General features: G+C 46.3%; 20 protein-coding genes. 11 read left to right on the top strand and 9 right to left on the bottom strand.

Features of this window, described 5'->3' with window-relative positions; all coding sequences use genetic code 11:
• Nucleotides 1-49 precede the first annotated feature (49 nt).
• Complete coding sequence (locus tag QEO93_RS04480) at nt 50-922, bottom strand: YicC/YloC family endoribonuclease (RefSeq protein ID WP_032137727.1); 873 nt, start codon at nt 920-922, stop codon at nt 50-52.
• 121 nt (nt 923-1043) lie between these two features.
• On the opposite strand from QEO93_RS04480, the gene rph reads away from it, so the two are divergent.
• Nucleotides 1044-1769: a ribonuclease PH gene (gene rph / locus QEO93_RS04485; RefSeq protein ID WP_032137728.1), complete on the top strand. Its 726-nt coding sequence runs from the start codon at nt 1044-1046 to the stop codon at nt 1767-1769.
• A gap of 3 nt (nt 1770-1772) precedes the next feature.
• The gene (locus QEO93_RS04490; RefSeq protein ID WP_032137729.1) at nt 1773-2144 is read left to right on the top strand and encodes a hypothetical protein; all 372 of its coding nucleotides are present in this window, start codon (nt 1773-1775) and stop codon (nt 2142-2144) included.
• A 190-nt stretch (nt 2145-2334) separates the two neighbouring features.
• Here QEO93_RS04490 and QEO93_RS04495 read toward each other — a convergent pair whose 3' ends face one another.
• Entirely contained in the window at nt 2335-5265 is a 2931-nt protein-coding gene (locus QEO93_RS04495; protein ID WP_032137730.1) for a FimV/HubP family polar landmark protein, read from the bottom strand.
• 250 nt (nt 5266-5515) lie between these two features.
• Between QEO93_RS04495 and adk the strand changes: the two genes are divergently transcribed.
• Nucleotides 5516-6163 (top strand): adenylate kinase, encoded by a 648-nt coding sequence (gene adk / locus QEO93_RS04500; protein WP_032137731.1) that lies wholly within the window; start codon nt 5516-5518, stop codon nt 6161-6163.
• A gap of 57 nt (nt 6164-6220) precedes the next feature.
• Nucleotides 6221-6799, top strand: a complete 579-nt coding sequence (locus QEO93_RS04505) for a CNP1-like family protein (RefSeq protein ID WP_044250374.1) — start codon at nt 6221-6223, stop codon at nt 6797-6799.
• Nucleotides 6800-6841: 42 nt separating this feature from the next.
• Here QEO93_RS04505 and fabI read toward each other — a convergent pair whose 3' ends face one another.
• Nucleotides 6842-7627 carry an enoyl-ACP reductase FabI gene (fabI, locus tag QEO93_RS04510; protein WP_032137732.1) on the bottom strand — a complete coding sequence of 262 codons (786 nt, stop codon included), beginning with the start codon at nt 7625-7627 and terminating at the stop codon, nt 6842-6844.
• Nucleotides 7628-7716: 89 nt separating this feature from the next.
• On the opposite strand from fabI, the gene QEO93_RS04515 reads away from it, so the two are divergent.
• Nucleotides 7717-8538, top strand: coding sequence for an RNA methyltransferase (locus tag QEO93_RS04515; protein WP_032137733.1), 822 nt, complete (start codon nt 7717-7719; stop codon nt 8536-8538).
• A 165-nt stretch (nt 8539-8703) separates the two neighbouring features.
• On the opposite strand, the gene QEO93_RS04520 is transcribed toward QEO93_RS04515, so the two are convergent.
• Nucleotides 8704-9087, bottom strand: a complete 384-nt coding sequence (locus QEO93_RS04520) for a RidA family protein (RefSeq protein ID WP_032137734.1) — start codon at nt 9085-9087, stop codon at nt 8704-8706.
• A 288-nt stretch (nt 9088-9375) separates the two neighbouring features.
• Here QEO93_RS04520 and QEO93_RS04525 point away from each other — a divergent pair, with 288 nt between their 5' ends.
• Nucleotides 9376-10185, top strand: a complete 810-nt coding sequence (locus QEO93_RS04525; RefSeq protein ID WP_032137735.1) for a DNA ligase — start codon at nt 9376-9378, stop codon at nt 10183-10185.
• A 257-nt stretch (nt 10186-10442) separates the two neighbouring features.
• Here the strand turns inward: QEO93_RS04525 and QEO93_RS04530 are convergent, their stop codons facing one another.
• Together QEO93_RS04530 and QEO93_RS04535 are read right to left on the bottom strand one after the other, a co-directional pair.
• Nucleotides 10443-10949 carry a phosphatidylglycerophosphatase A family protein gene (locus tag QEO93_RS04530; RefSeq protein WP_032137736.1) on the bottom strand — a complete coding sequence of 169 codons (507 nt, stop codon included), beginning with the start codon at nt 10947-10949 and terminating at the stop codon, nt 10443-10445.
• A gap of 20 nt (nt 10950-10969) precedes the next feature.
• Entirely contained in the window at nt 10970-11431 is a 462-nt protein-coding gene (locus QEO93_RS04535) for a c-type cytochrome (RefSeq protein ID WP_085815730.1), read from the bottom strand.
• A 64-nt stretch (nt 11432-11495) separates the two neighbouring features.
• On the opposite strand from QEO93_RS04535, the gene QEO93_RS04540 reads away from it, so the two are divergent.
• Nucleotides 11496-12347, top strand: coding sequence for an SDR family oxidoreductase (locus QEO93_RS04540; protein ID WP_032137737.1), 852 nt, complete (start codon nt 11496-11498; stop codon nt 12345-12347).
• Between the two features lie 167 nt (nt 12348-12514).
• Here the strand turns inward: QEO93_RS04540 and QEO93_RS04545 are convergent, their stop codons facing one another.
• Both QEO93_RS04545 and tilS read right to left on the bottom strand, forming a co-directional pair.
• Entirely contained in the window at nt 12515-13756 is a 1242-nt protein-coding gene (locus QEO93_RS04545; RefSeq protein ID WP_245190674.1) for a hypothetical protein, read from the bottom strand.
• Nucleotides 13757-13903: 147 nt separating this feature from the next.
• Nucleotides 13904-15115, bottom strand: a complete 1212-nt coding sequence (gene tilS, locus QEO93_RS04550) for a tRNA lysidine(34) synthetase TilS (RefSeq protein WP_245190675.1) — start codon at nt 15113-15115, stop codon at nt 13904-13906.
• A 326-nt stretch (nt 15116-15441) separates the two neighbouring features.
• Here tilS and yjjG point away from each other — a divergent pair, with 326 nt between their 5' ends.
• The gene (gene yjjG / locus QEO93_RS04555; protein ID WP_032137739.1) at nt 15442-16110 is read left to right on the top strand and encodes a pyrimidine 5'-nucleotidase; all 669 of its coding nucleotides are present in this window, start codon (nt 15442-15444) and stop codon (nt 16108-16110) included.
• A gap of 71 nt (nt 16111-16181) precedes the next feature.
• A complete protein-coding gene (gene folD / locus QEO93_RS04560) occupies nt 16182-17036 on the top strand; it encodes a bifunctional methylenetetrahydrofolate dehydrogenase/methenyltetrahydrofolate cyclohydrolase FolD (RefSeq protein WP_032137740.1) in 855 nt (284 codons plus the stop codon).
• Between the two features lie 146 nt (nt 17037-17182).
• Here folD and QEO93_RS04565 read toward each other — a convergent pair whose 3' ends face one another.
• Nucleotides 17183-18355 carry a PilT/PilU family type 4a pilus ATPase gene (locus QEO93_RS04565; protein WP_032137741.1) on the bottom strand — a complete coding sequence of 391 codons (1173 nt, stop codon included), beginning with the start codon at nt 18353-18355 and terminating at the stop codon, nt 17183-17185.
• Between the two features lie 300 nt (nt 18356-18655).
• Here QEO93_RS04565 and QEO93_RS04570 point away from each other — a divergent pair, with 300 nt between their 5' ends.
• A complete protein-coding gene (locus tag QEO93_RS04570; protein WP_032137742.1) occupies nt 18656-19135 on the top strand; it encodes an Lrp/AsnC family transcriptional regulator in 480 nt (159 codons plus the stop codon).
• Nucleotides 19136-19232: 97 nt separating this feature from the next.
• Nucleotides 19233-20483, top strand: a complete 1251-nt coding sequence (gene clpX / locus QEO93_RS04575; protein ID WP_032137743.1) for an ATP-dependent Clp protease ATP-binding subunit ClpX — start codon at nt 19233-19235, stop codon at nt 20481-20483.
• Nucleotides 20484-20499 lie beyond the last annotated feature (16 nt).

Below are 20499 nucleotides of genomic sequence, written 5' to 3' on the forward strand. Positions count from 1 at the left end.
CGTGTTGTACTCAAAAAAAAGAGCAGGCAAGAATCCTGCTCTTTCTGCATTATTCAATATTTTGTACTTGCTCGCGCATTTGCTCAATCAGCACTTTCAATTCAACCGATACTTGTGTGCATTCAGTCGCAATCGCTTTGCTGCCCAATGTGTTCGCTTCGCGGTTCAACTCTTGCATCAAGAAATCCAAGCGCTTACCAATCGTGCCGTTATGTTCGTCTACAATGCGACGCACTTCCGTGATATGCCCATGCAAGCGACTAAATTCCTCGTCCACGTCCGCTTTTTGCATAAATAGCGCAAATTCCAATTTCAAGCGGTCGTCATCAATATTGCTCACGGCTTCAGCCAAACGGTGGCGGCTGCGTTCCATGTGCGCATTCAACAAACTTGGGAACAGTTCTTCCAAAGCCGACACAATTGAATCCATCAAATCCAAGCGTTCCACAATGTGCGCGTGCAATTTTTCGCCTTCACGTTCACGCGAAGCCACAAAATCGTCTAAAGCCTGTGCCAGCAAGCGCATTACTGCGTCTGCTAATTCATCGCCGTCCACATCTGCGCTAGCAATCACACCTGGGAAACGCAAAATATCTGCCACGCTCAATTTGGCTAAATCATCGTGCTTTTTGCGCCATTTTGCGTTTAAGTCCGCCAGTTCTGCGACTAAATTGTGATTGATGTGCAAACTTGCCGCGCTGTTGGGCAAGTTGTTTAACTGAATGCGACATTCCAATTTACCGCGCGATACTTTGCTGCTAATCAGCTCGCGCATTGCACCTTCCAAAGAACGCAAGTCATCAGGAATTTTGAATTGTGTGTCTAAAAAGCGGTGGTTTACGGAGCGAATTTCCAAGTCAATTCGTTTGCCCGCGCACTCGCCTGAGGCGTTGGCGAAGCCTGTCATACTGCGTACAGTCATGTTTTTTTCCTTTAAAGTGAGTTTCAAAAAAACGGTGTTATCTTAACAGATTTCAGGCAGCCTGAAAAAGTGATAAATGCTATAATTCACTCTATTATTTCACTTTTTTTGAAGGATTTTTATGGCTTACCAACGCACTTCTCGCGCGGCAAATGAAACGCGCAAAATCAAAATTACCCCAAATTTTTTGCCACACGCAGACGGTTCGGTATTAATTGAATGTGGCAACACGAAAGTGATTTGCACGGCGACGATTGATGAAAATGTGCCACCTTTTTTGCGCGGTAAAAATCAGGGTTGGGTAACGGCGGAATACGGTATGCTGCCTGCTTCTACGCAGTCGCGCATGAAACGCGAGGCGGCGGCTGGCAAACAATCTGGTCGCACACAAGAAATTCAGCGTTTGATTGGGCGCAGTTTGCGCGCTTGCGTGGACATGGCGAAACTGGGAGAGCGTCAAATTTTAATTGATTGCGATGTAATCCAGGCAGACGGTGGCACGCGCACGGCGAGTATTACGGGAGCGTTTGTGGCGTTGAAAATTGCGGTGCAAAAATTGTTGAACGATGGTCGTTTGTCTGCAACGCCTTTGATTGGCAGCGTGGCGGCGATTTCGGTTGGCGTGGTGGGCGGTGTGCCGTTGTTGGATTTAGATTATCCTGAAGATTCAGGCTGCGATAGTGATGTGAATTTGGTCATGCTGAATGCGGAGAAAATCATTGAAATTCAAGGCACGGCGGAAGGTGCAGCGTTTGGGTTGGACGAGTTGCAGCAGTTGATTGCGTTGGGGCAAAAGGGGATTGCTGAATTGACTGAATTGCAAGAACAGGCGTTTCAGGCTGCCTGAAAAATGAAATCGATGTTTCAGCAATGTGTGGCGTTTATTGTTTTGGTTGGGTTTGCTGTGTGTTTTGCTTTATTTGCAAGCAATCAGCAAGCGCAAACAATTCAAGAAAATGCGCTATGCGCTGCACGTATTCGTGAAGAATTGCCAGCGATTATTCAGCCGTTTACGATGTGGGAAGCATCATCTAGCACTCATGGCACAACGATAACTATTCATTTTAGAATGAAAGGCAGTTGGGCTGAATTGAAACGGTTGGAAGTCATTTTGAAACAGCATTTACCTGAATTTGGATTTCGTGGTGTGTGCAGAAATGGGGAATCGCTGATTGAAACCAGTCCACAAAATATTTTGGGCGTGGATTATGTAGAGCTATAGTTGATTAAAATAAAAATGAGACAAGGCGACAACGTCCGCCGTGTGCATATAACACATAAGGACGTTAGCAACGCTGTATCATTGCAATTTTAATCAACTATAGTTTGGCAGTATCCCAATCAATCTTGTTAATTATTGATATAAAAACACCTTTCAGGCTGCCTGAAAGGTGTTTTGTTTATGAAGGGGATTAACCACCTAATTCATCTAACAATTGTTTTGCTTGGTCATAGAACTCGCCGCTACCTGCTTCTACAAGCAATTCACGCAGAGTTTCACGCGCTGCAACAGCATCATCAATTTCTAAGTACATTTTTGCCAATTCCAATTTTGCTTCGTGCGGTGCTTCAGAGCTTACTGATTCTGAAACAAAACCTGCATCTTGCGGTGCTTGTGTGGTTTCAAATGCTGATAAATCGATTGACAAATCATCTACAAATTCCATTGGTTCAGCAGCTGGTTGCGCTGGTGCTTCAAAGTCGTCTAAAGCAAAATCCATGCTTGGTTCTGTGGCTGGTGCTGCTGGCGCATCCATTGCCAAGTCAAAGTCTGCCAAGCCAGCTTCCACTGCTGGAGCAGCTTCTTGAATAGGTGCGTCAAATGACAAATCATCTAATGCAAACTCTGGCGCATCTAACGCAACTGCTGGCTCTTCAATTGTTGGCATATCTAAACTTAAATCGTTCAGCGCATCGATTGCTGGTGCGGCTGGCGTATCCAAGTCGAGGTTATTCATTGCCAAATCTGCTACTGGTGCAGCAACTTCTGTTGGCAAATCTAAACCGAAATCATCTAAAGATACTTCTGCATTGGCTACTGGCGCAGCAGGCTCACTAGGCATATCCAAGTTAAAATCTGCAAATTCATTCACTTCTGAAACTGCTGTAGCCTGAGTCGCAATAGTATCAGTTGAGAAATCCAAGCTGCTGAAATCATCTAATGACAATTCTGCTGGTTCTGACTGAACGCTTGCAATCGATGCACTTGGCTCTTCGCTTGGTAAATCAAATGACAAAATATCTTCATTTGATTGCGCTGCTACGGCTGTTGTTGCGGCTACAGTAGTTGCTGCGGTTGCGGCAGTCCCTGCCAAATCAAAATTCATTAATTCATCGAATTTTTTGCTGGCTGGTTTAGGGTCGATTGCTGCCGTAGGCGTTGCTGGTTCAGAAGAAAGACCTAATGCGCTTTCTGCCATATCCAAGTCAAAATCATCTACTGGATTAGTATTTGTTGTGGGTGCAGATACCGGTTCAGCAGGCAAATCAAAGTCAAACAAATTACTGGCTTCTGCAGATTCGGCAGCCTGAACAGCTGGCTCGCTCACGGTTAATGTATCGTCTAGCAACCATTCGTCATCATCTGCGCTGGTTGTTTCAGCAGGCGCTGATTCTGTGCTAAATGTGTCATCAGCCAACCAGTCGTTAGTAGAGGCATCACTTGCAGGTGCTGTTTCTGTAGTTGCCCACTCAAAATCATCTTCTTCTACTGCTGCGGGTGCAGCAACAGGTGTATCAGCTAAATTGCTTGGTTCAAAGTCATCTAAGTTAAACGATGGCGTGCTGTTTGCAGGTTTAGCTGGCGCTGACTCTTCCGCAGCAGGCAAATCAAAGAAATCGTTGTCATCTGTTTGGAATGAGCTATTTTCTGGTGCTGCTGGCGCTGTATCCCATTTAGGAGCTGTATTATCAGCCGTATCAAATTGGTCTACTTCCCAATCATCATTACTGTCGCCGCTGTTTTCTGAATCAAATTCCACGTCATCATCTTCGAATTCTTCATCATCAGCATCTTCAGCATTGGCTTTGCGACGACGGTTCAAGAAATAAGCACCACCGCCCAATGCAGCCAAACCAGCCGCAGCAGGAACACCTAAACCCAACCAGTCAAAACCTTCTTCCTCAACAGGCTCTTCCACTGGCATTGGAGGGCGTTTTTTAGGTTTTGGTGCAGACGCAGCTTGTGAAGCTGGCACAACAGCAGCACTTGCACTGCTCGCAGCTGCTACTGAAGCCGCTTGTGCTGCTTCAGGTTGAGATGTTGTCGCAGGCACCAGTTCTGTTGCTGATGCCACTTTTTCCTCTGCAGCAACGGCTGTTGTTGAAGCTGCTGGAGCAGAAGCCACTTCAGATGCTTTTACAGCTACAGCAGGTTTTTCTTCAGGTTTCACCGCCTCAGGTTTTACTTCTGGCTTCACCTCAGCTTTTGGTGGCGTTGGAGGTGTAGCGTCTTTAGCTGGAGCTGGTGGAGGCGTTACAGGCTGCGTTTGAGGTGCTGATGGTGTAGCAACTGGCGCAGTATTAGCTGCTGGTGCCGCATTATTGTTCATGCCATCATCTACCACATTATTGATAGATGGACGGGCTACTGAACGCGGATAAGAACTACGCACTTTGTAAGAATTTGAATACGCATACCACTGAGACGCAGAAGGAATATACAACGTTACATTGCGATACATACGACCATTACGGAACGCACGTGGATTCGCAGCCACCAAAGCACGCATCGCACGTTGAACGCTCATGCGATGTGGACGGTAACGCGCCGCGATAGAAGCCAATGTTTCGCCGCTATGCACACGATAATAACGTGGTGCATAACCCGTTTCTGCACGACGATAAGCCGCTGCTGGGCGCGCACGTTGAGCAACTACCTCATCAGATGCTTCAACATCTACAGCCGCAAAATCTTGTTGATTTTCTGCAGGTTGCTGAACAGGCACATTGTACGCAGCTTGTTTGCGCATACGACGACTGTTGCTATTGTTTGCTTGCTTTGGACGATAGTTAGATGGGTTCACCATCACCGTGTACTGACGCGTTTGATTACCTGCTTTAACAGAAAAATCTAAAATCGGCTCATTCACAGGAGATGAAGAACGCAAATGAATCAGAGCTTTATTTTCGCCTTGAGGCACAACAGTACCATGCACACCGCCGCCCGATACACTCACTGAACCGCTTTTAATCAACGCCTCAGCTTCGCGACCAGTTACAAGAATGCTGCCTGAAAATGGCTCGCCCAAATTAGATTGCACGTTCAACCCACCCACGCCAGCCATAGCGTAAGTTGTCATCAAAGACAAAGAGGTTGCAATCACTTTTGTATGAGTTTTCAAAATTTATCTCCCTGATATCCGTCATTCTCAAACCTGATGTGCGGATAGTGTTGTCTTAGCAATATAAAAATAACCGATATAATAGCCTTTTACGCCCCTATTTGCCAATAAAAAAACACTATTTCCCTTAAGGTTTATTATAAAAAATTTACAATTTGACACAATAGAAACAATCAACCCTTTTCAGGCAGCCTGAAAACGTATTACCATACACTTTTTTTCAACCACGCACAAATCAAAGGCAGAAGTGATGAAAGCATTATTATTGGGCGCACCAGGCGCAGGTAAAGGCACACAAGCACAATTTATTACACGCGAATTTGGTATCCCACAAATTTCCACTGGCGACATGTTACGCGCCGCCATCAAAGCAGGCACACCATTGGGTTTAGAAGCCAAAAAAATCATTGACGAAGGCGGTTTGGTACGCGACGACATCATCATCGGCATGGTAAAAGAACGCATTGCCCAAGCAGATTGCGCCAACGGCTTTTTGTTTGACGGCTTCCCACGCACATTGGCACAAGCCGAAGCCATGGTAGAAGCAGGCGTGAACTTAGACGCAGTTGTGGAAATCGACGTGCCTGATAAAGTGATTATAGAGCGCATGAGCGGTCGCCGTGTGCACTTAGCTTCAGGTCGCACATACCACTTGAAACACAACCCACCCAAAGTGGAAGGTAAAGACGACGAAACAGGCGAAGACTTAGTTCAACGTGATGACGACAAAGAAGAAACCGTTAAAAAACGCTTAGACGTGTATCACGAACAAACAGAAGTTCTGGTAGATTTCTACAGTAAATTAACTGGCGACAACGCGCCACGTTATATCAAAGTAAACGGTACTCAAGCTGTTGAAACAGTTAAAGAACAAGTGATTGCTCAACTGAAAAAATAACAAATACAAGCAGCCTAAAAAATATTTTTTCAGGCTGCATTTTTCCAAAGAATACCCATGAAAAAACTAATATTCACCGCCCTATTTTTCTGTTTTGCCAACCCCGTCCACGCAGAATCTTCAATGGAATTTGCCGAAAAACTCCAAGATTTATCCGACCGAGTTTTTGAAGAAAGCAAAGTCCCCTTGCCAGCCGTACCCAATGCACAATCAGGTGACTGGTTCAACTTATACGTAAACAACCAGTTCACAGGCAAACCGCGCATTTTACTCAGCAGCATCACCCAAGCACCAGACGGCAGCGTTCGTTATGTGTTCAATAATCGCTCCGCAGGCGGCAGCGACAACATCACCGCAGAAGGCATTTATTGCGTAACAGGTACAAAACTGTTGGATTCAGAAGGTTCACGCATCAAAACATTTGGTTATGCAGACACCGTAAACAATCGCTGGATTGAGCCACGAAATGCACAATGGCAAATGCTCGGCGGCAAAAACAACAGCCGCGACAAAATCCGTCGCGTGTTATACAACGCATTCTGCACACACGGCTTTTTATCACGCACCGATGATGACTTACGCACATGGGTCAAACAAGAAGGCGCAGCATTCGATAAGAATGATTACAGCAAATAAAAAAGCAGCCTGAAAACTTTTCAGGCTGCTTTTTTTATTGAATTACTCAGTATCTGCCAAAGCGTTAATACTGTAGCCACCGTCCACGTAAGTAATTTCACCCGTGATACCAGAAGCCAAGTCAGACAACAAGAATGCTGCTGCATTGCCCACTTCTTCAGTGGTTACATTGCGGCGTAACGGATTTTGTTCCGCAACGTGGTTCAACAATTTGCTGAAATCCGCAATCCCAGCCGCCGCCAAAGTTTTGATAGGACCTGCAGAAATACCATTGCAACGGATACCTTCTTTGCCCAAGCAAGCCGCCGTGAAACGAACACCCGCTTCCAAGCTCGCTTTTGCCATGCCCATCACATTGTAGTTTGGCACTGCACGAACCGCGCCCAAGTAAGTCAAAGCCAAGATAGAGCCATTGCGACCTTGCATCATCGGGCGCGCCGCTTTTGCCAATGCTGGCAAGCTGTACGCAGAAACTTCATGCGCTGTATTGAACGCTTCGCGCGAAATGCTATCCAAAAAATCGCCGCTCAAAGCTTCTTTTGGCGCAAACGCAATCGCGTGAACCAAACCATCTAAACCGTCCCAATGTTTGCCTAAATCCGCAAAAGTTTGCGCGATTTCTTCATCGCTTTGCACATCGCAACGGAACACCAATTCTGAACCAAATTCCGCCGCCAATTTGCGCACGCGATCTTCCAATTTATCTACCACATAAGTGAACGCCAATTCTGCGCCTTGTTCATGGCATGCTTTTGCAATACCGTAAGCGATTGAACGGTCTGAAATCATGCCTGTAATCAAGATTTTTTTGCCTTTTAAGAAAGCCATTTCATTGAGTCCTTTGAAATTTTCAAAACACAGTATTATAGCAGATTGAACTATAATACTATCTTTAAATTATTTTCAGGCCGCAACACATGACACAAGCACAACCTATCCCCGATTATCTCGCCAATATCCGCATCGTCTTATCCCGCACCAGCCACCCAGCCAACATCGGTGCCGCCGCGCGCGCCATGAAAACCATGGGTTTGAGCCAACTCGTACTCGTCGCGCCCAACATCATGGAAACGCCGATGACACCCGAACCGCCCGTGTTTAATCCAGACGATGTCGCCAATTTCAGGCTGCCTGAAGAAAGTTTCATTCTCGCGTCAGGCGCAGTAGATGTGCTGGAAAACGCCAAAATTGTCGCCACGCTGCCTGAAGCCTTGTACGGCACAGTTCTAAGCTGCGCACTCACCAGCCGTCGCCGCGAACTCACCAGCCCATTGAAAACCCCACGCGAACTCACACCAGAATTGCTCGTCGCCGCGCAAGCAGGGCAGCAAGTCGCTCTGGTATTTGGCAACGAAACTTTCGGCTTGAGCATTGACGAAGTGCAAGAATGCAACCGCTTGATGACGATTGCAGGCAATCCCAACTACTTCTCACTCAATCTCGCCCAAGCCGTGCAAGTGGTTTGCTACGAAATTTTCAGCCAAACCCACGCCGATTTGAGCCATCTGATTCCTGAGCGCAATCTTGCCACCGCCGACCAAGTGGCAGGCATGGTTCAGCATTTGCAAAGCGCCATGGAGCAAATGGATTTCTTCCGCAAACGCAACGCCGAACGCATGATGCGCCGCTTGCATTCTCTGTTTAACCGTGCCAACACGACTACGGAAGACATTGATATTCTGCGCGGTTTTTTCAATATGGTTCAGACCAAGTTACCTAAAGACAAATCTGACACATAAAAAAGAAGGCAGCCTGAAAAGCCGCCTTAAAACTTGTGTGTGTTTTGGGGTACCGAGGTTGTACCATAACGGTTTGCACACAAATTGTGAAAGATTGTGTGCTTCTTTTCCATAGAACAGAAAGTTATTTACCCTTTCAGGCAGCCTGAAACACCACAGTTGTCCTTATTCCAAAACCAAAACCGCTTCAGCTTCCACCGCCGCACCGCGTGGCAAAGAAGCCACACCCACCGCCGCACGAGCAGGAAACGGTTGAGCAAAATACTCTTCCATCACACGGTTAAACGTTGCGAAGTTCGCCAAATCCGTTAAATACGCATTCACTTTCACAATATCGTTCAAGTTGCCACCTGCCGCTTCGCACACAGCGCGTAAATTTTTAAACACTTGATGCGCTTGTTCCTCAAAATCATCAGAAACCAGTTGCATCGTTTCAGGCACAAGCGGAATTTGACCGCTCACATACACCGTATTCCCAGCGCGAACCGCTTGGCTGTACGCACCAATTGCTGCAGGGGCTTTGTCTGTATGAATAATTGTTTTGCTCATCTTAAAATCCTTATAATAAAATGGAAAAATAACATTATAGTCCTGAATAAATTTTCAGGCAGCCTGAAACCTTTGCAAAACTTCAGATTTGAGCAGTTTTCAAAGCTATAGCAGCACAGCAAGCGAATACGTACATCAAGTACGTTGAGCTTGCGAGCAGTGCATGCTAGATTTTGTCCAAATTTTAATTTGGCAACAAAATCAGTCCGCATAGTGCGGCGAAGAAAAATGCCAAAGATGAAGATTTTGCAGAGGTTTCAGTCTGAAAAACACATCACAAGGAAACTTATGAAACCCCTATTTTTCGCCCTACTCTGTTTCGCCACCGCCACCCAAGCCGCCGCACCTAAAATCATACTCGCCAACCACTATAACAAACAAAACATCACAGGCTGGGCAATGAGCGAAAAAATGGACGGCGTACGCGCCTATTGGGACGGCAAACAACTCATCAGTCGTCAAGGCAACGTGTTCACGCCACCCGCAGGTTTCACGCGCGATTTTCCACCCTTTGCGCTAGATGGCGAACTTTACGCAGGACGCGGCACATTTGAACGCGTATCCGCCGCCGTCCGCTCCACACAAGGCAACTGGCAAGGCATCCGCCTACACGTTTTTGATGTACCTAATGCCAAAGGCAACTTATACCAGCGACTTTCCCTAGCCAAACAACACGCCGCCAAACACCCCAACGCGCAGTTTGTTGTTGTGCCGCAAATCACGGTGAAAGACGAAGCCCACGCACGACAATTTCTGCGCCAAATTGAACAAGGTGGCGGCGAAGGCGTGATGTTGCATAACCCAAACGCGCCGTACACCTCAGGTCGCAGCAATGATTTGCTCAAGCTGAAAACCACGCATGACGCAGAATGCACCGTTACGCAACACCACCAAGGCAAAGGCAAATATGCGGACACACTCGGCGCGGTTTCCTGCAAAAACGAGTTGGGCGAATTTCGTATCGGTTCAGGTTTCAAAGACGAAGACCGTGATAATCCGCCACCCATTGGCAGCGTGATTACTTATAAATATCGCGGATTTACCGCCAAAGGAACACCTAGATTTGCCACCTTTTTGCGCCGCAGAAACGAGAAATAATAAACGCAGCCTGAAAACGAAAAATCGGCTCGGAGAAGCGACCTACAAACATAACAAGTCTTGTAGGTCGGCTTTCCAAGCCGACTTTTTATCAATTTCAGTAAACTTAAAATGGAACACAAATAAATTTTGTCTCATCAAATAACAGTTTTGCAAATATTTCAGGCTGCGTCTTCGTAGGTCGGATACTCGTATCCGACAATTCTTGAAACTTGAACAATGTCGGATTCAAGAATCCGACCTACAATTTCTATTTTTCAGGCTGCATTCAACCCAACCAACACCCAAACCACCGCAATCGCAAAAAACGCTGCAATCACATCGTCCAACATCACGCCAAAACCACCGCTCATGCGCTGGTCAAACCACTTAATCGGCGGCGGTTTCACGGCATCAAAAAAGCGAAACGCCACAAACGCAATCGTCCACCAGCCCAAACCTTGCGGCACACACGCGTAAACCAACATCATCGCCACAATCTCGTCCCACACAATGCCGCCGTAATCATGCACGCCCAGCGCATATTCCGTTTCGTTGCAAATCCAAATCCCAATGAAAAACAAGGGAATGCACAGCAACGCCAAACTCAGCTTGCTCACACCGCAACCCAGCAGCAATCCTGCAATCAACACCGCTGGCAACGTGCCAAACGTACCGGGGGCTTTGGGCGCAAGTCCCGTCCCAAAACCAAAGCCCAAAAAGCACACAGGTCTTTTGATTAACCACAACCAAGTCGGTTGAAAAATCGGTTTTTGTTTTGCCATTTTATTCCTTTCAGGCTGCGTTATTTTGGTTGGCGATACGTTTGATGGCACGCGCTGCAACGATTCTCAACCGTTTGATATGCCACGCGAATATTCTCTAAATTCCCCGTTTTCGCTGCCGCATTTAATTGCGCTACGGCAGCCTGAAACTTTTCTTGTTCCGCTTTAAATTCCGCAGGTTTCGCCCAAATCACAGGCAACGCGTCGCCATTGCCTTGCGGGTCGTTTTGAAAATAATTGAACGGTTCTTTGGCTTCATCTTGAAAACTGGCGGCTAAGGCTTTGAATTTTTCTACATCGTAAGCATCGTCGCCTTTTGCCACTTTGCCCATGCTGGAAAACGTGGGCATAAACGATTTGAATGCGCTGCTGCGGTTTTGCGAAATATCGCCTTTTGTGGCAGAAACGCCAGCCGCGCCATTGTCGCCACACGCGGCAAGACCGAAAGCGGCAAGCGCGAATAAAGTTATTTTAAAATTCATGGTTGTCTTCCCGTTAAAATGATATGATTTTAAGCGAATTTTTTTCAACCAGAAAGGACTTACCATGGCTATTTTGATTACAGGTGCTTCGGCAGGTTTTGGCGCGGCGATGTGTCGCCGTTTTGTACAAGCAGGTTATCCCGTAATTGGCGCGGCGCGTCGTTTGGATAAATTAACGGAATTGCAGCAAGAATTGGGAGGGCTGTTTCTCCCTCTGGAAATGGACGTTTCCAGCAAGGAATCTGTGGACAATGCGCTGAAAAGTTTGGCAACGCAGCCTGAAAAATTCCAGCAAATTGATTGTTTGATTAACAACGCGGGTTTGGCTTTGGGTTTGGACAACGCGTATGAAGCGGACTTTGCGGACTGGGAAACGATGATTCACACAAATGTGATTGGTCTGACGTATTTAACGCGCCAAGTGCTGCCTGAAATGGTTGAACGTAATGATGGGTATATCATCAATTTAGGTTCGGTTGCTAGCACTTATCCTTATCAAGGCGGCAATGTTTACGGGGCGACTAAGGCGTTTGTGCGTCAGTTTAGCTTGAATTTGCGTGCGGATTTGCAGGGGAAAAATATTCGTGTAACCAATATTGAACCAGGCTTGTGCGGTGGCACGGAATTTTCAAACGTGCGCTTTAAAGGCGATGATGAACGGGCAACTAAGTTGTATGAAAACGTGGATTTTATTCAGGCTGATGATATTGCGCACACGGCTTTGTGGCTGTATCAATGCCCGAAACACATGAATGTAAACGCGATTGAAATCATGCCTGTGGCGCAAAGTTTTGCGGCGTTGGCAGTTACGCGGAAACCGCAACCGCAACCTGAAAATGTGGCGGAAGTGGCAACGCAGCCTGAAGAAACGGAACATAAAGGGTTCTTTGGAAAACTCTCTTCGCTGTTTAAATAACGCATAATGCAGCCTGAAAATTGCTTTTCAGGCTGCATTCTATCGCTGTAGGTTGGATACTCGTATCCAACAATTTTTCCAAGCATTGCAAATGTCGGATTCAAGAATCCGACCTACAAAAAGCAGCCTGAAAACTTATTTTCAGGCTGCTTTTTGTCTTGCAAAAATTAGAACCAGTAACCCATATTAGCTGTAAAGCCTTTCGAGCCTTTGCCGTGCATATAAGTTACGCCAACGCGAATATTAGACAATTTTGGATTATTCTCCGCTTCGTCTTTATGCAAACCAACGGTTACGCCATATTCTTGCATATTGCTCATAAATGGCTTGTTACTGCCCACATAACGTGTGTCAATAACAGAGTATTCAGCTGCCAATTTTTTGCCTTTCAAATAGAAAGGTTGCGACAACATCACACCATTACGCAAAATGGTTTCTTTGATTTTTGGGTTGAACGAATATTCGCCCGCTTTGAATTTACCTGTTGAGTAGTAGCCAACCATGTTCGCAACCGTCAATTCAAATTGGTCCAACGGAATGGTGTAGGTGCTGGTTAAAGAGCCGCTGATAACAGAAGCCACCGTTGCGCGGTCTACCGAACCTGTCACAGCATAACGTGCAGCAGGTGTTAAAGTCCAACGGTCGTTCACAGGGAAGCGATACGCCAAACCTAAACCCACATGGTAACCTTTCGCACTACCCACTTGATACATGCTGATTGGCACAGTGAAAATCAATTGTTTGCGTGGGTCGCTTGCCATTTTTTTGGTGTATGACAATGGCAAAGTCGCTGTATCCACTTTTTCACCGCCAGCGATGCTGTACGAACCTACGTTCAAGCCCAAGCCCACCAAGTTGCCTGAAACGGTTTCCATTTTGGAAGTGTTGGCTACATTTGACGTACTTTCTGTTGCCGTGTCAAAATCGTTACGCGCTAAAGTAGGCATTAAACCTGCGCTGCCTGTAATCGGGCTGTTTGCGCTGTTTTTAGATTGGTATTGCATCACTTGCGTGATAATGCCGCTTTTTTTCAACCAATCCACAAACATATCTTGCGATTCTTTACGTGTCGCGCCTGTAAATGTTTGTTTTTCCACGCCCAAGTCAGGAGAAGAAAATTCAAGCGTGGTTGAACTATCGCGATAATTCATGGTGATATCTGCATCATTAAAACGACCCAACACTTCAGTCACAGCGGTTTCATTATAGTTAGGGTTTGAGTCTTTCAACTTTTTCACCAAATCAATAAACGTTTGCGAATTGTTGTCGCAATAAGTTTGACCCACGATGCCATTTACAGTGGATTGAATACCGTAGCTTTGTGAACAGTTTACTTCCGCAGCATAAGCATTGTTTACTGCGAAAACAGCCAACAAAGCGGCTGATAATTTTGCCAAGCGCATTTTCATAATTTTTTCCTCTTACACAGAGAACACGTGAAACAAATTGAATGTAAAAAATTATAAAACAACGCAGGTTTGAGTAAAACATAAATGGAAAGAAAACCGCCTTAAGCCATTTTCAGGCTGCCTGAAACGTTGTTTTAAAACAACAAATCACGCAGCCTGAAAGATTAACAATGCTTCACAATGTAATTTTGCTTCAATCGCACTACGCCCATTCGCCACCGCCATACACACGCCCTGTTCGTCCACAGCCACCGCCCAAAATTCACGCGCAAACGGCGGCACACCCATTTCCTGCAACACCTGAAACACCGATTTGCGCCCCGATTTCATCAACATCACATCATCACGCCGCGCCGCCCGAATGCAGCCTGAAAACTCAGACGCGTCCCCAATCCAAACGCAGCCTGAAAAATCCAGCGCAAAATCCTGCCGCCACGCAAACAAAACCCCACGATACAAAATCGCCTTACCACGCGGCAGACCCCAAGTTGCCGATTCGGCTTCACTCAACACACGCGTAAAATCCCACACCGATTGTTTACGCGGCACACCCAAGCCATGCACACGTGCAAACTGCACCAACATTTGTCGCCGCCGCGCCGCACTCAACGCCAACCAACGCTCACGCAAAAACTGCCCGTTCACGCACACAAAATCCCAATCCGCCGCCACAATCTCGTCCAAAACCGCCAATTCATCTTGCAACGATTCCACCGCCGACAACACCTGTTTCCCACTTTCAGGCAGCCTGAAAACCAATTCAGGCAGCAATTTTCCACGCAACCAATTTCGCAGCAAACGCCCGTCATCATTGCTCGGGTCATGCACAAAATCCAAACCAAACTCAGCCGCGTAATTCAGCAAATCCTGTCGCCCAAAATTCAGCAACGGGCGCAACAAAACCGCCCCATTATCCAGCGCACGACTTTCAGGCATCGCCGCCAGCGCACGCAATCCGCCCCCACGCAAAGCCGCCAACCAAAACGTCTCCACTTGGTCATCACGATGATGCGCCAATGCCAACACATCGCAATCCAACCGCTCGTAAACCGCATAACGCGCCAAACGCGCCGCCGATTCCAGCCCCTTGCCTTTCGTCTGCACCGACACGCGTTCCGCCACTAAACGCACGCCCCAATCCGCGCAAATCTGTTCACAAAACGCCCACCAATCATCAGCCAAATCGCTCAAGCCATGATGAACATGCACCGCAAACAATTCCGCCAAACCGCACGATTCACGCGCACGCGTCAGCAAATGCAGTAGCACCACCGAATCCACGCCGCCGCTCAAGCCTACACAAACTCGTTTTCCGCGCAAATCAGGCAATGATTTTGCAAATTTTGCTAATAAATCCACTTTTTCAATCCGTTTAATAAAACAGAAATTGTACTGTGATTTTCAGGCTGCGTTTCATACAGATAAAAAAAGCCTCGTGCAAAATCCGCACGAGGCATAATAAAAGGAACACAAACCACTACCAAAATAGGCTGCATAACAACAAGTTATCTTTCAAACTGCTGCTGTGCAGTTGGTATGTCGCTATATTACCCATAATCTTTCTTATTTGCAAATAATAATTATTATCAAATTGTAAAAATATTTTAAACGACTGATTTTAAAAGAAACAAAATTCGTGCTATAGTTTTAGTTTCACCAAAACGCAGCCTGAAAGAAAAATAAAAATGTACCAATGGATATTATTTGACGCAGACCAAACCCTCTTCAGCTTCAACGGTCATCACGGTTTAGAACACCTACTCACCCACCACAAACAAACCTTCACACCCGAAGAATACAGCCACTTCAAAACCCTAAACGACCACCTATGGAACGACTACCAAGACGGCAAAATCAACCTAGACCAACTCAACGCCACCCGTTTCGCCCAGCTTTCGCAACGCACAGGCATCTCCCCCAAACAGCTCAACAACGAGCTACAGCTTGCCATGTCCACCATCTGCCAACCGCTAGATGGCGCAACCGAATTGCTGCACACCTTGCGCAAACACCAAATCAAAATCGGCATCATCACCAACGGCTTCAACATTTTGCAACGCCCACGCCTAGAGCACCACCGACTTTCAGGCTGCATTGATTTACTGGTAACATCAGAAGAAGCAGGCGTTGCCAAACCCGACAAACGTATTTTTCAATACGCATTCAAACAAATGCCCCACACGCAGCCTGAAAACGTTTTAATGGTTGGAGACAGTCTCACTTCCGACATCACAGGCGGACACAACGCAGGGATTGCAACGTGTTGGTACAATCCACAGCAAAAACCCCTTTCAGGCTGCGTGAAACCCACATACGAAATTCGCAGCCTGAAAGAATTGTTGGATTATGTGTAACTATTAAACTGTAGGTCGAATTCAAGAATCCGACCTACCTTTTTCATTCCACTCTACATAAGGCAAAAAAAATGACAGCTCAAATCCTTGACGGAAAAAAAGTCTCAGAAGAATGCTTGCAACGCATTGCCGAACAAGTTTCCCAACGCCAAACGCAAGGCAAACGCGTACCAGGTTTAGCCGTGGTTTTGGTTGGTGACAACCCAGCCAGCGCCGTTTACGTTCGCAACAAACAACGCGCATGCGACAAAGTTGGCTTCAAATCGTTCTCGCACATCTTGCCCGAACACACCAGCGAAACCGAGCTACTCGCGCTGATTGACACGCTCAACACGCAGCCTGAAGTTGACGGCATTCTGGTACAACTGCCCCTGCCCAAACACATCAACAGCCAAGCCGTGTTAGAGCGCATTCATCCCAATAAAGATGTGGACGGTTTTCATCCGTATAACGTCGGGCGATTGCTGCAACGCATGCCTACTTTGCGTCCTTGCACCCCCAAAGGCGTGATGACGCTGCTCAACGCGTATCAAATTCCCATCAAAGGCAAAAAAGTAACCATCATCGGCGCGTCCAATATTGTGGGGCGACCGATGGCGTTGGAAATTTTGCTGGCTGGCGGCACACCCACCATTTGCCATAGCGCAACGGAAAATTTAGCAGCAGAAGTGGCAGCAGCGGATATTGTGATTGCAGGCGTGGGCAAACCAAACTTCATCAAAGGCGAATGGATTAAGCCAAACGCAACGGTGATTGATGTCGGCATTAATCGCTTGGAAGATGGCACTTTGTGCGGCGATGTGGCATTTGCCGCAGCAAAAGAACGCGCGTTTGCGATTACGCCCGTGCCAGGTGGCGTGGGTCCGATGACGATTGCGAGCTTGTTGGAAAATACTTTGCAAGCGGCGGAAACAATTGCAGCCTGAAATATGGCTGATTGCCGATACTTCTTTCTGTATTTATCAGAATATTTGTCGGCGAGCCGCCGACGCTCCATTTTTACCCAAATTGCAGCCTGAAAACAAAAAACAGCACAAATTTCTCGTGCTGTTTTTTGTTTTCAGGCTGCAAATTATTGCGCTTGATGTTCGTAGTCTTCCATAATAGACAAACCGTCCAGCGCGCCATCTTCGCCCGCCGTGCCGTTTTTCTTACTGTTCAATTTAATTTGCAAACGCAAGTCGTTTTCAGAGTCGGCATTTTTCAACGCATCTTCAAATGTAATCATATCGTTTTCATACAATTCAAATAACGCTTGGTCAAATGTCTGCATACCCAAATCACGCGATTTCGCCATGATTTCTTTAATGCCATGCACTTCGCCTTTCAAAATCAATTCTGAAATCAATGGCGAGTTCAGCAAAATTTCCACCGCAGCGGAACGACCTTTACCTGTTTTGCGCGGAATCAAGCGTTGCGAAATAAAGCCTTTCAAGTTCAAAGACAAGTCAGTCAGCAACTGCGTGCGGCGTTCTTCTGGGAAGAAGTTGATGATACGGTCAAGTGCTTGGTTGGAGTTATTCGCGTGAAGCGTTGCCATACACAAGTGACCTGTTTCGGCAAACGCCAGCGCGTAGTCCATGGTTTCGCGGTCACGAATCTCACCAATCAAGATAACGTCTGGTGCTTGACGCAGTGTGTTTTTCAGTGCGGCAAACCAATTTTCTGTGTCCACGCCCACTTCACGCTGCGAAATGATGCAGTTTTTGTGTGGGTGAACGTATTCAATCGGGTCTTCAATTGTGATGATATGACCGAAGCTGTTTTCATTGCGGTAGTCAATCATCGCAGCCAAAGAAGTAGATTTACCTGAACCTGTACCGCCCACGAAAATCACCAAACCGCGTTTTTCCATCACCACATCACGCAATACTGGCGGCAATTTTAAATCTTCAAATTTTGGAATATCACTGGTAATTACACGGCAAACCAAAGCTGCCGCGCCGCGTTGAATCATCGCGTTGATACGGAAACGTGATACGCCTGCCAAGCTAATCGCAAAGTTACATTCGCTTGTACCAAAAAATTCTTCGGCTTGTTTGTCGTCCATGATAGAACGGGCGATTTGTGCGGTGTGTTCGGCGGTTAAAGGTTTGTCGCTCAAGCGTGTAAGTTTGCCGTCCAATTTCATGGCTGGTGGAAAACCTGCGGTAATAAACAAGTCAGAACCTTTGTTTTTTACCATGTGAGTTAATAAACCGTGAATGAATTTCCGCATTTCTTCATTTACTGGTGGGATATTCATGTATTTTCTTTCCTTTAGATATAAATAAGGTGTGTCAAACAACCGACTTATTTTATCGCTTTCAGGCTGCTTTGTCGTGTATTTGCATCATTTTATCCATAATATTTCAGGCTGCCTAAAAACTGTAAAATAATGTAATAGTTGAATTTTATTTTTAGGAATTTGACTGGCGTTAAATTTCAATAAAATAAGTTTTTGAACAGTATTGTGCTTTAAACAGGCGTAGATTATGATGAACTAGACTATTCAATCCACTCAAGAATACAACACTGTTTTATCCAAATAAAAAAGGAATCCATCATGACAACAGAAATCGTTTTAGACAAGACAGACCTCAAGATACTTCAAGTGCTGCAAGAAAATGGACGATTGAGCAATGTGGAATTGTCAGAGCGTGTTGCGCTATCTCCATCGCCCTGCTTGCGCCGATTGAAGCAACTGGAAGACAATGGCGTGATTCAGCAATATGCCGCATTATTATCACCAACCGCATTGGGATTGGGTTTGCAAGTGATTATTCGCGTAACCACCAACAAAACCGCCGAAGCGCGCGCCGAATTTTCAGAAGCCGTGCAAACATGGTCTGAAGTCTTGTCTTGCCTTGCACTCACAGGCGAAGCCGATTATCTGCTGCATGCGTTTTTCACCGACATGAACGCATTTTCTCATTTCGTTATGAATGTGTTGCTGGCGCAGACGTGCGTGTTGGACGCAAAATCTAGTTTCGTATTGAAAGAAATCAAAAATACAACCGCTTTGCCGTTGAACCATTTAAGCTAATCTAATATCAATCGCAGCCTGAAAACTTTGCAAAGGTTTCAGGCTGCCTTTATACTTTGCAGCCTGAAAAGTTTATTGCTGAAAAAAGAAAGACCCAATGAAAAAACAAGAACGCACTTGCTCATTTTGCGGCAAACACGAAGACGAAGTAAAACACCTGATTGAAGGAGACAACGAAGTCTATATCTGTAACGAATGCGTCGCCTCATGCGGCACATTGCTCACAGAAAACCACACCAAAACCGAAACCGAAAAAACCGTTTCATTCAACGAACAAGAATTGCCCACACCAGCCGAATTGGTCAGCCAATTAAACGACCATGTTATTGGGCAAGATACCGCCAAAAAAGCCCTAGCCGTTGCCGTGTATAACCACTACAAACGCTTGCGCCAACCCAAATTCGACAACAACGTAGAATTATCCAAATCCAACATTCTGCTGATTGGTCCAACAGGTTCAGGCAAAACCTTGCTCGCCCAATCATTGGCGCGCAAATTGAACGTACCATTTGTGATGGCAGACGCAACCACCTTAACCGAAGCAGGTTACGTTGGCGAAGACGTGGAACAAATCATCACCAAATTGCTGGGTAAATGCGATTTCAACGTAGAACAAGCGCAGCGCGGCATTGTGTATATTGATGAAATCGACAAAATTTCACGTAAATCCGACAATCCATCTATCACGCGCGATGTGTCAGGCGAAGGCGTACAACAAGCCTTGCTGAAACTGATTGAAGGCACCATGGCAAGCGTGCCACCACAAGGCGGTCGTCGCAATCCAAACCAGCAATTTATTGATGTGGATACGACCAACATTCTGTTCATCTGCGGCGGTGCGTTTGCTGGCTTAGAAAAAGTCATTCGCCAGCGCACCGAAAAAGGCGGCATTGGCTTTGGCGCACAAGTCCACAGCAAAGATGACGACGCGAACATCACCGAATTGTTTGAAACCGTTGAGCCTGAAGACTTGATTAAATTTGGTTTAATTCCTGAATTGATTGGTCGTTTGCCTGTGATTGCCACTTTGGCGGAATTGGACGAAGCGGCTTTGGTAAACATCTTAACTGAGCCGAAAAATGCGCTGGTGAAACAATATCAAGCCCTGTTTGCCATGGAAGAAACCGAGCTGGAATTTGAAACAGACGCGCTACACGCCATCGCCAAATTGGCAATGGAACGCAAAACAGGTGCGCGTGGTTTGCGCTCAATCGTGGAACGCGCTTTGTTGGACACCATGTATTTGCTGCCTGATTTGAAAGATGTGGCGAAAGTGGTGGTTACGCGTGATGTGATTGAAAACAACGCTAAACCTAAAATGTTCAAAAAAAACGACAAACCTGTCTAACCATATAAAAAGCAGC

It is taken from the genome of Kingella negevensis (assembly GCF_030177895.1).
GTDB lineage: Bacteria > Pseudomonadota > Gammaproteobacteria > Burkholderiales > Neisseriaceae > Kingella_C > Kingella_C negevensis.

What these genes read in the sequence shown, in the direction of transcription:
- clpX (WP_032137743.1), top strand. Translation starts at nt 19,233, where the DNA reads ATGAAAAAACAAGAACGCACTTGCTCATTTTGCGGCAAACACGAAGAC.
- QEO93_RS04520 (WP_032137734.1), bottom strand. Translation starts at nt 9,087, where the DNA reads ATGAGCAAAACAATTATTCATACAGACAAAGCCCCTGCAGCAATTGGT.
- QEO93_RS04505 (WP_044250374.1), top strand. Translation starts at nt 6,221, where the DNA reads ATGAAAAAACTAATATTCACCGCCCTATTTTTCTGTTTTGCCAACCCC.
- QEO93_RS04530 (WP_032137736.1), bottom strand. Translation starts at nt 10,949, where the DNA reads ATGGCAAAACAAAAACCGATTTTTCAACCGACTTGGTTGTGGTTAATC.
- rph (WP_032137728.1), top strand. Translation starts at nt 1,044, where the DNA reads ATGGCTTACCAACGCACTTCTCGCGCGGCAAATGAAACGCGCAAAATC.
- QEO93_RS04535 (WP_085815730.1), bottom strand. Translation starts at nt 11,431, where the DNA reads ATGAATTTTAAAATAACTTTATTCGCGCTTGCCGCTTTCGGTCTTGCC.
- adk (WP_032137731.1), top strand. Translation starts at nt 5,516, where the DNA reads ATGAAAGCATTATTATTGGGCGCACCAGGCGCAGGTAAAGGCACACAA.
- yjjG (WP_032137739.1), top strand. Translation starts at nt 15,442, where the DNA reads ATGTACCAATGGATATTATTTGACGCAGACCAAACCCTCTTCAGCTTC.
- QEO93_RS04565 (WP_032137741.1), bottom strand. Translation starts at nt 18,355, where the DNA reads ATGAATATCCCACCAGTAAATGAAGAAATGCGGAAATTCATTCACGGT.
- QEO93_RS04515 (WP_032137733.1), top strand. Translation starts at nt 7,717, where the DNA reads ATGACACAAGCACAACCTATCCCCGATTATCTCGCCAATATCCGCATC.
- QEO93_RS04525 (WP_032137735.1), top strand. Translation starts at nt 9,376, where the DNA reads ATGAAACCCCTATTTTTCGCCCTACTCTGTTTCGCCACCGCCACCCAA.
- folD (WP_032137740.1), top strand. Translation starts at nt 16,182, where the DNA reads ATGACAGCTCAAATCCTTGACGGAAAAAAAGTCTCAGAAGAATGCTTG.
- QEO93_RS04480 (WP_032137727.1), bottom strand. Translation starts at nt 922, where the DNA reads ATGACTGTACGCAGTATGACAGGCTTCGCCAACGCCTCAGGCGAGTGC.
- QEO93_RS04545 (WP_245190674.1), bottom strand. Translation starts at nt 13,756, where the DNA reads ATGAAAATGCGCTTGGCAAAATTATCAGCCGCTTTGTTGGCTGTTTTC.
- QEO93_RS04540 (WP_032137737.1), top strand. Translation starts at nt 11,496, where the DNA reads ATGGCTATTTTGATTACAGGTGCTTCGGCAGGTTTTGGCGCGGCGATG.
- fabI (WP_032137732.1), bottom strand. Translation starts at nt 7,627, where the DNA reads ATGGCTTTCTTAAAAGGCAAAAAAATCTTGATTACAGGCATGATTTCA.
- QEO93_RS04490 (WP_032137729.1), top strand. Translation starts at nt 1,773, where the DNA reads ATGAAATCGATGTTTCAGCAATGTGTGGCGTTTATTGTTTTGGTTGGG.
- QEO93_RS04570 (WP_032137742.1), top strand. Translation starts at nt 18,656, where the DNA reads ATGACAACAGAAATCGTTTTAGACAAGACAGACCTCAAGATACTTCAA.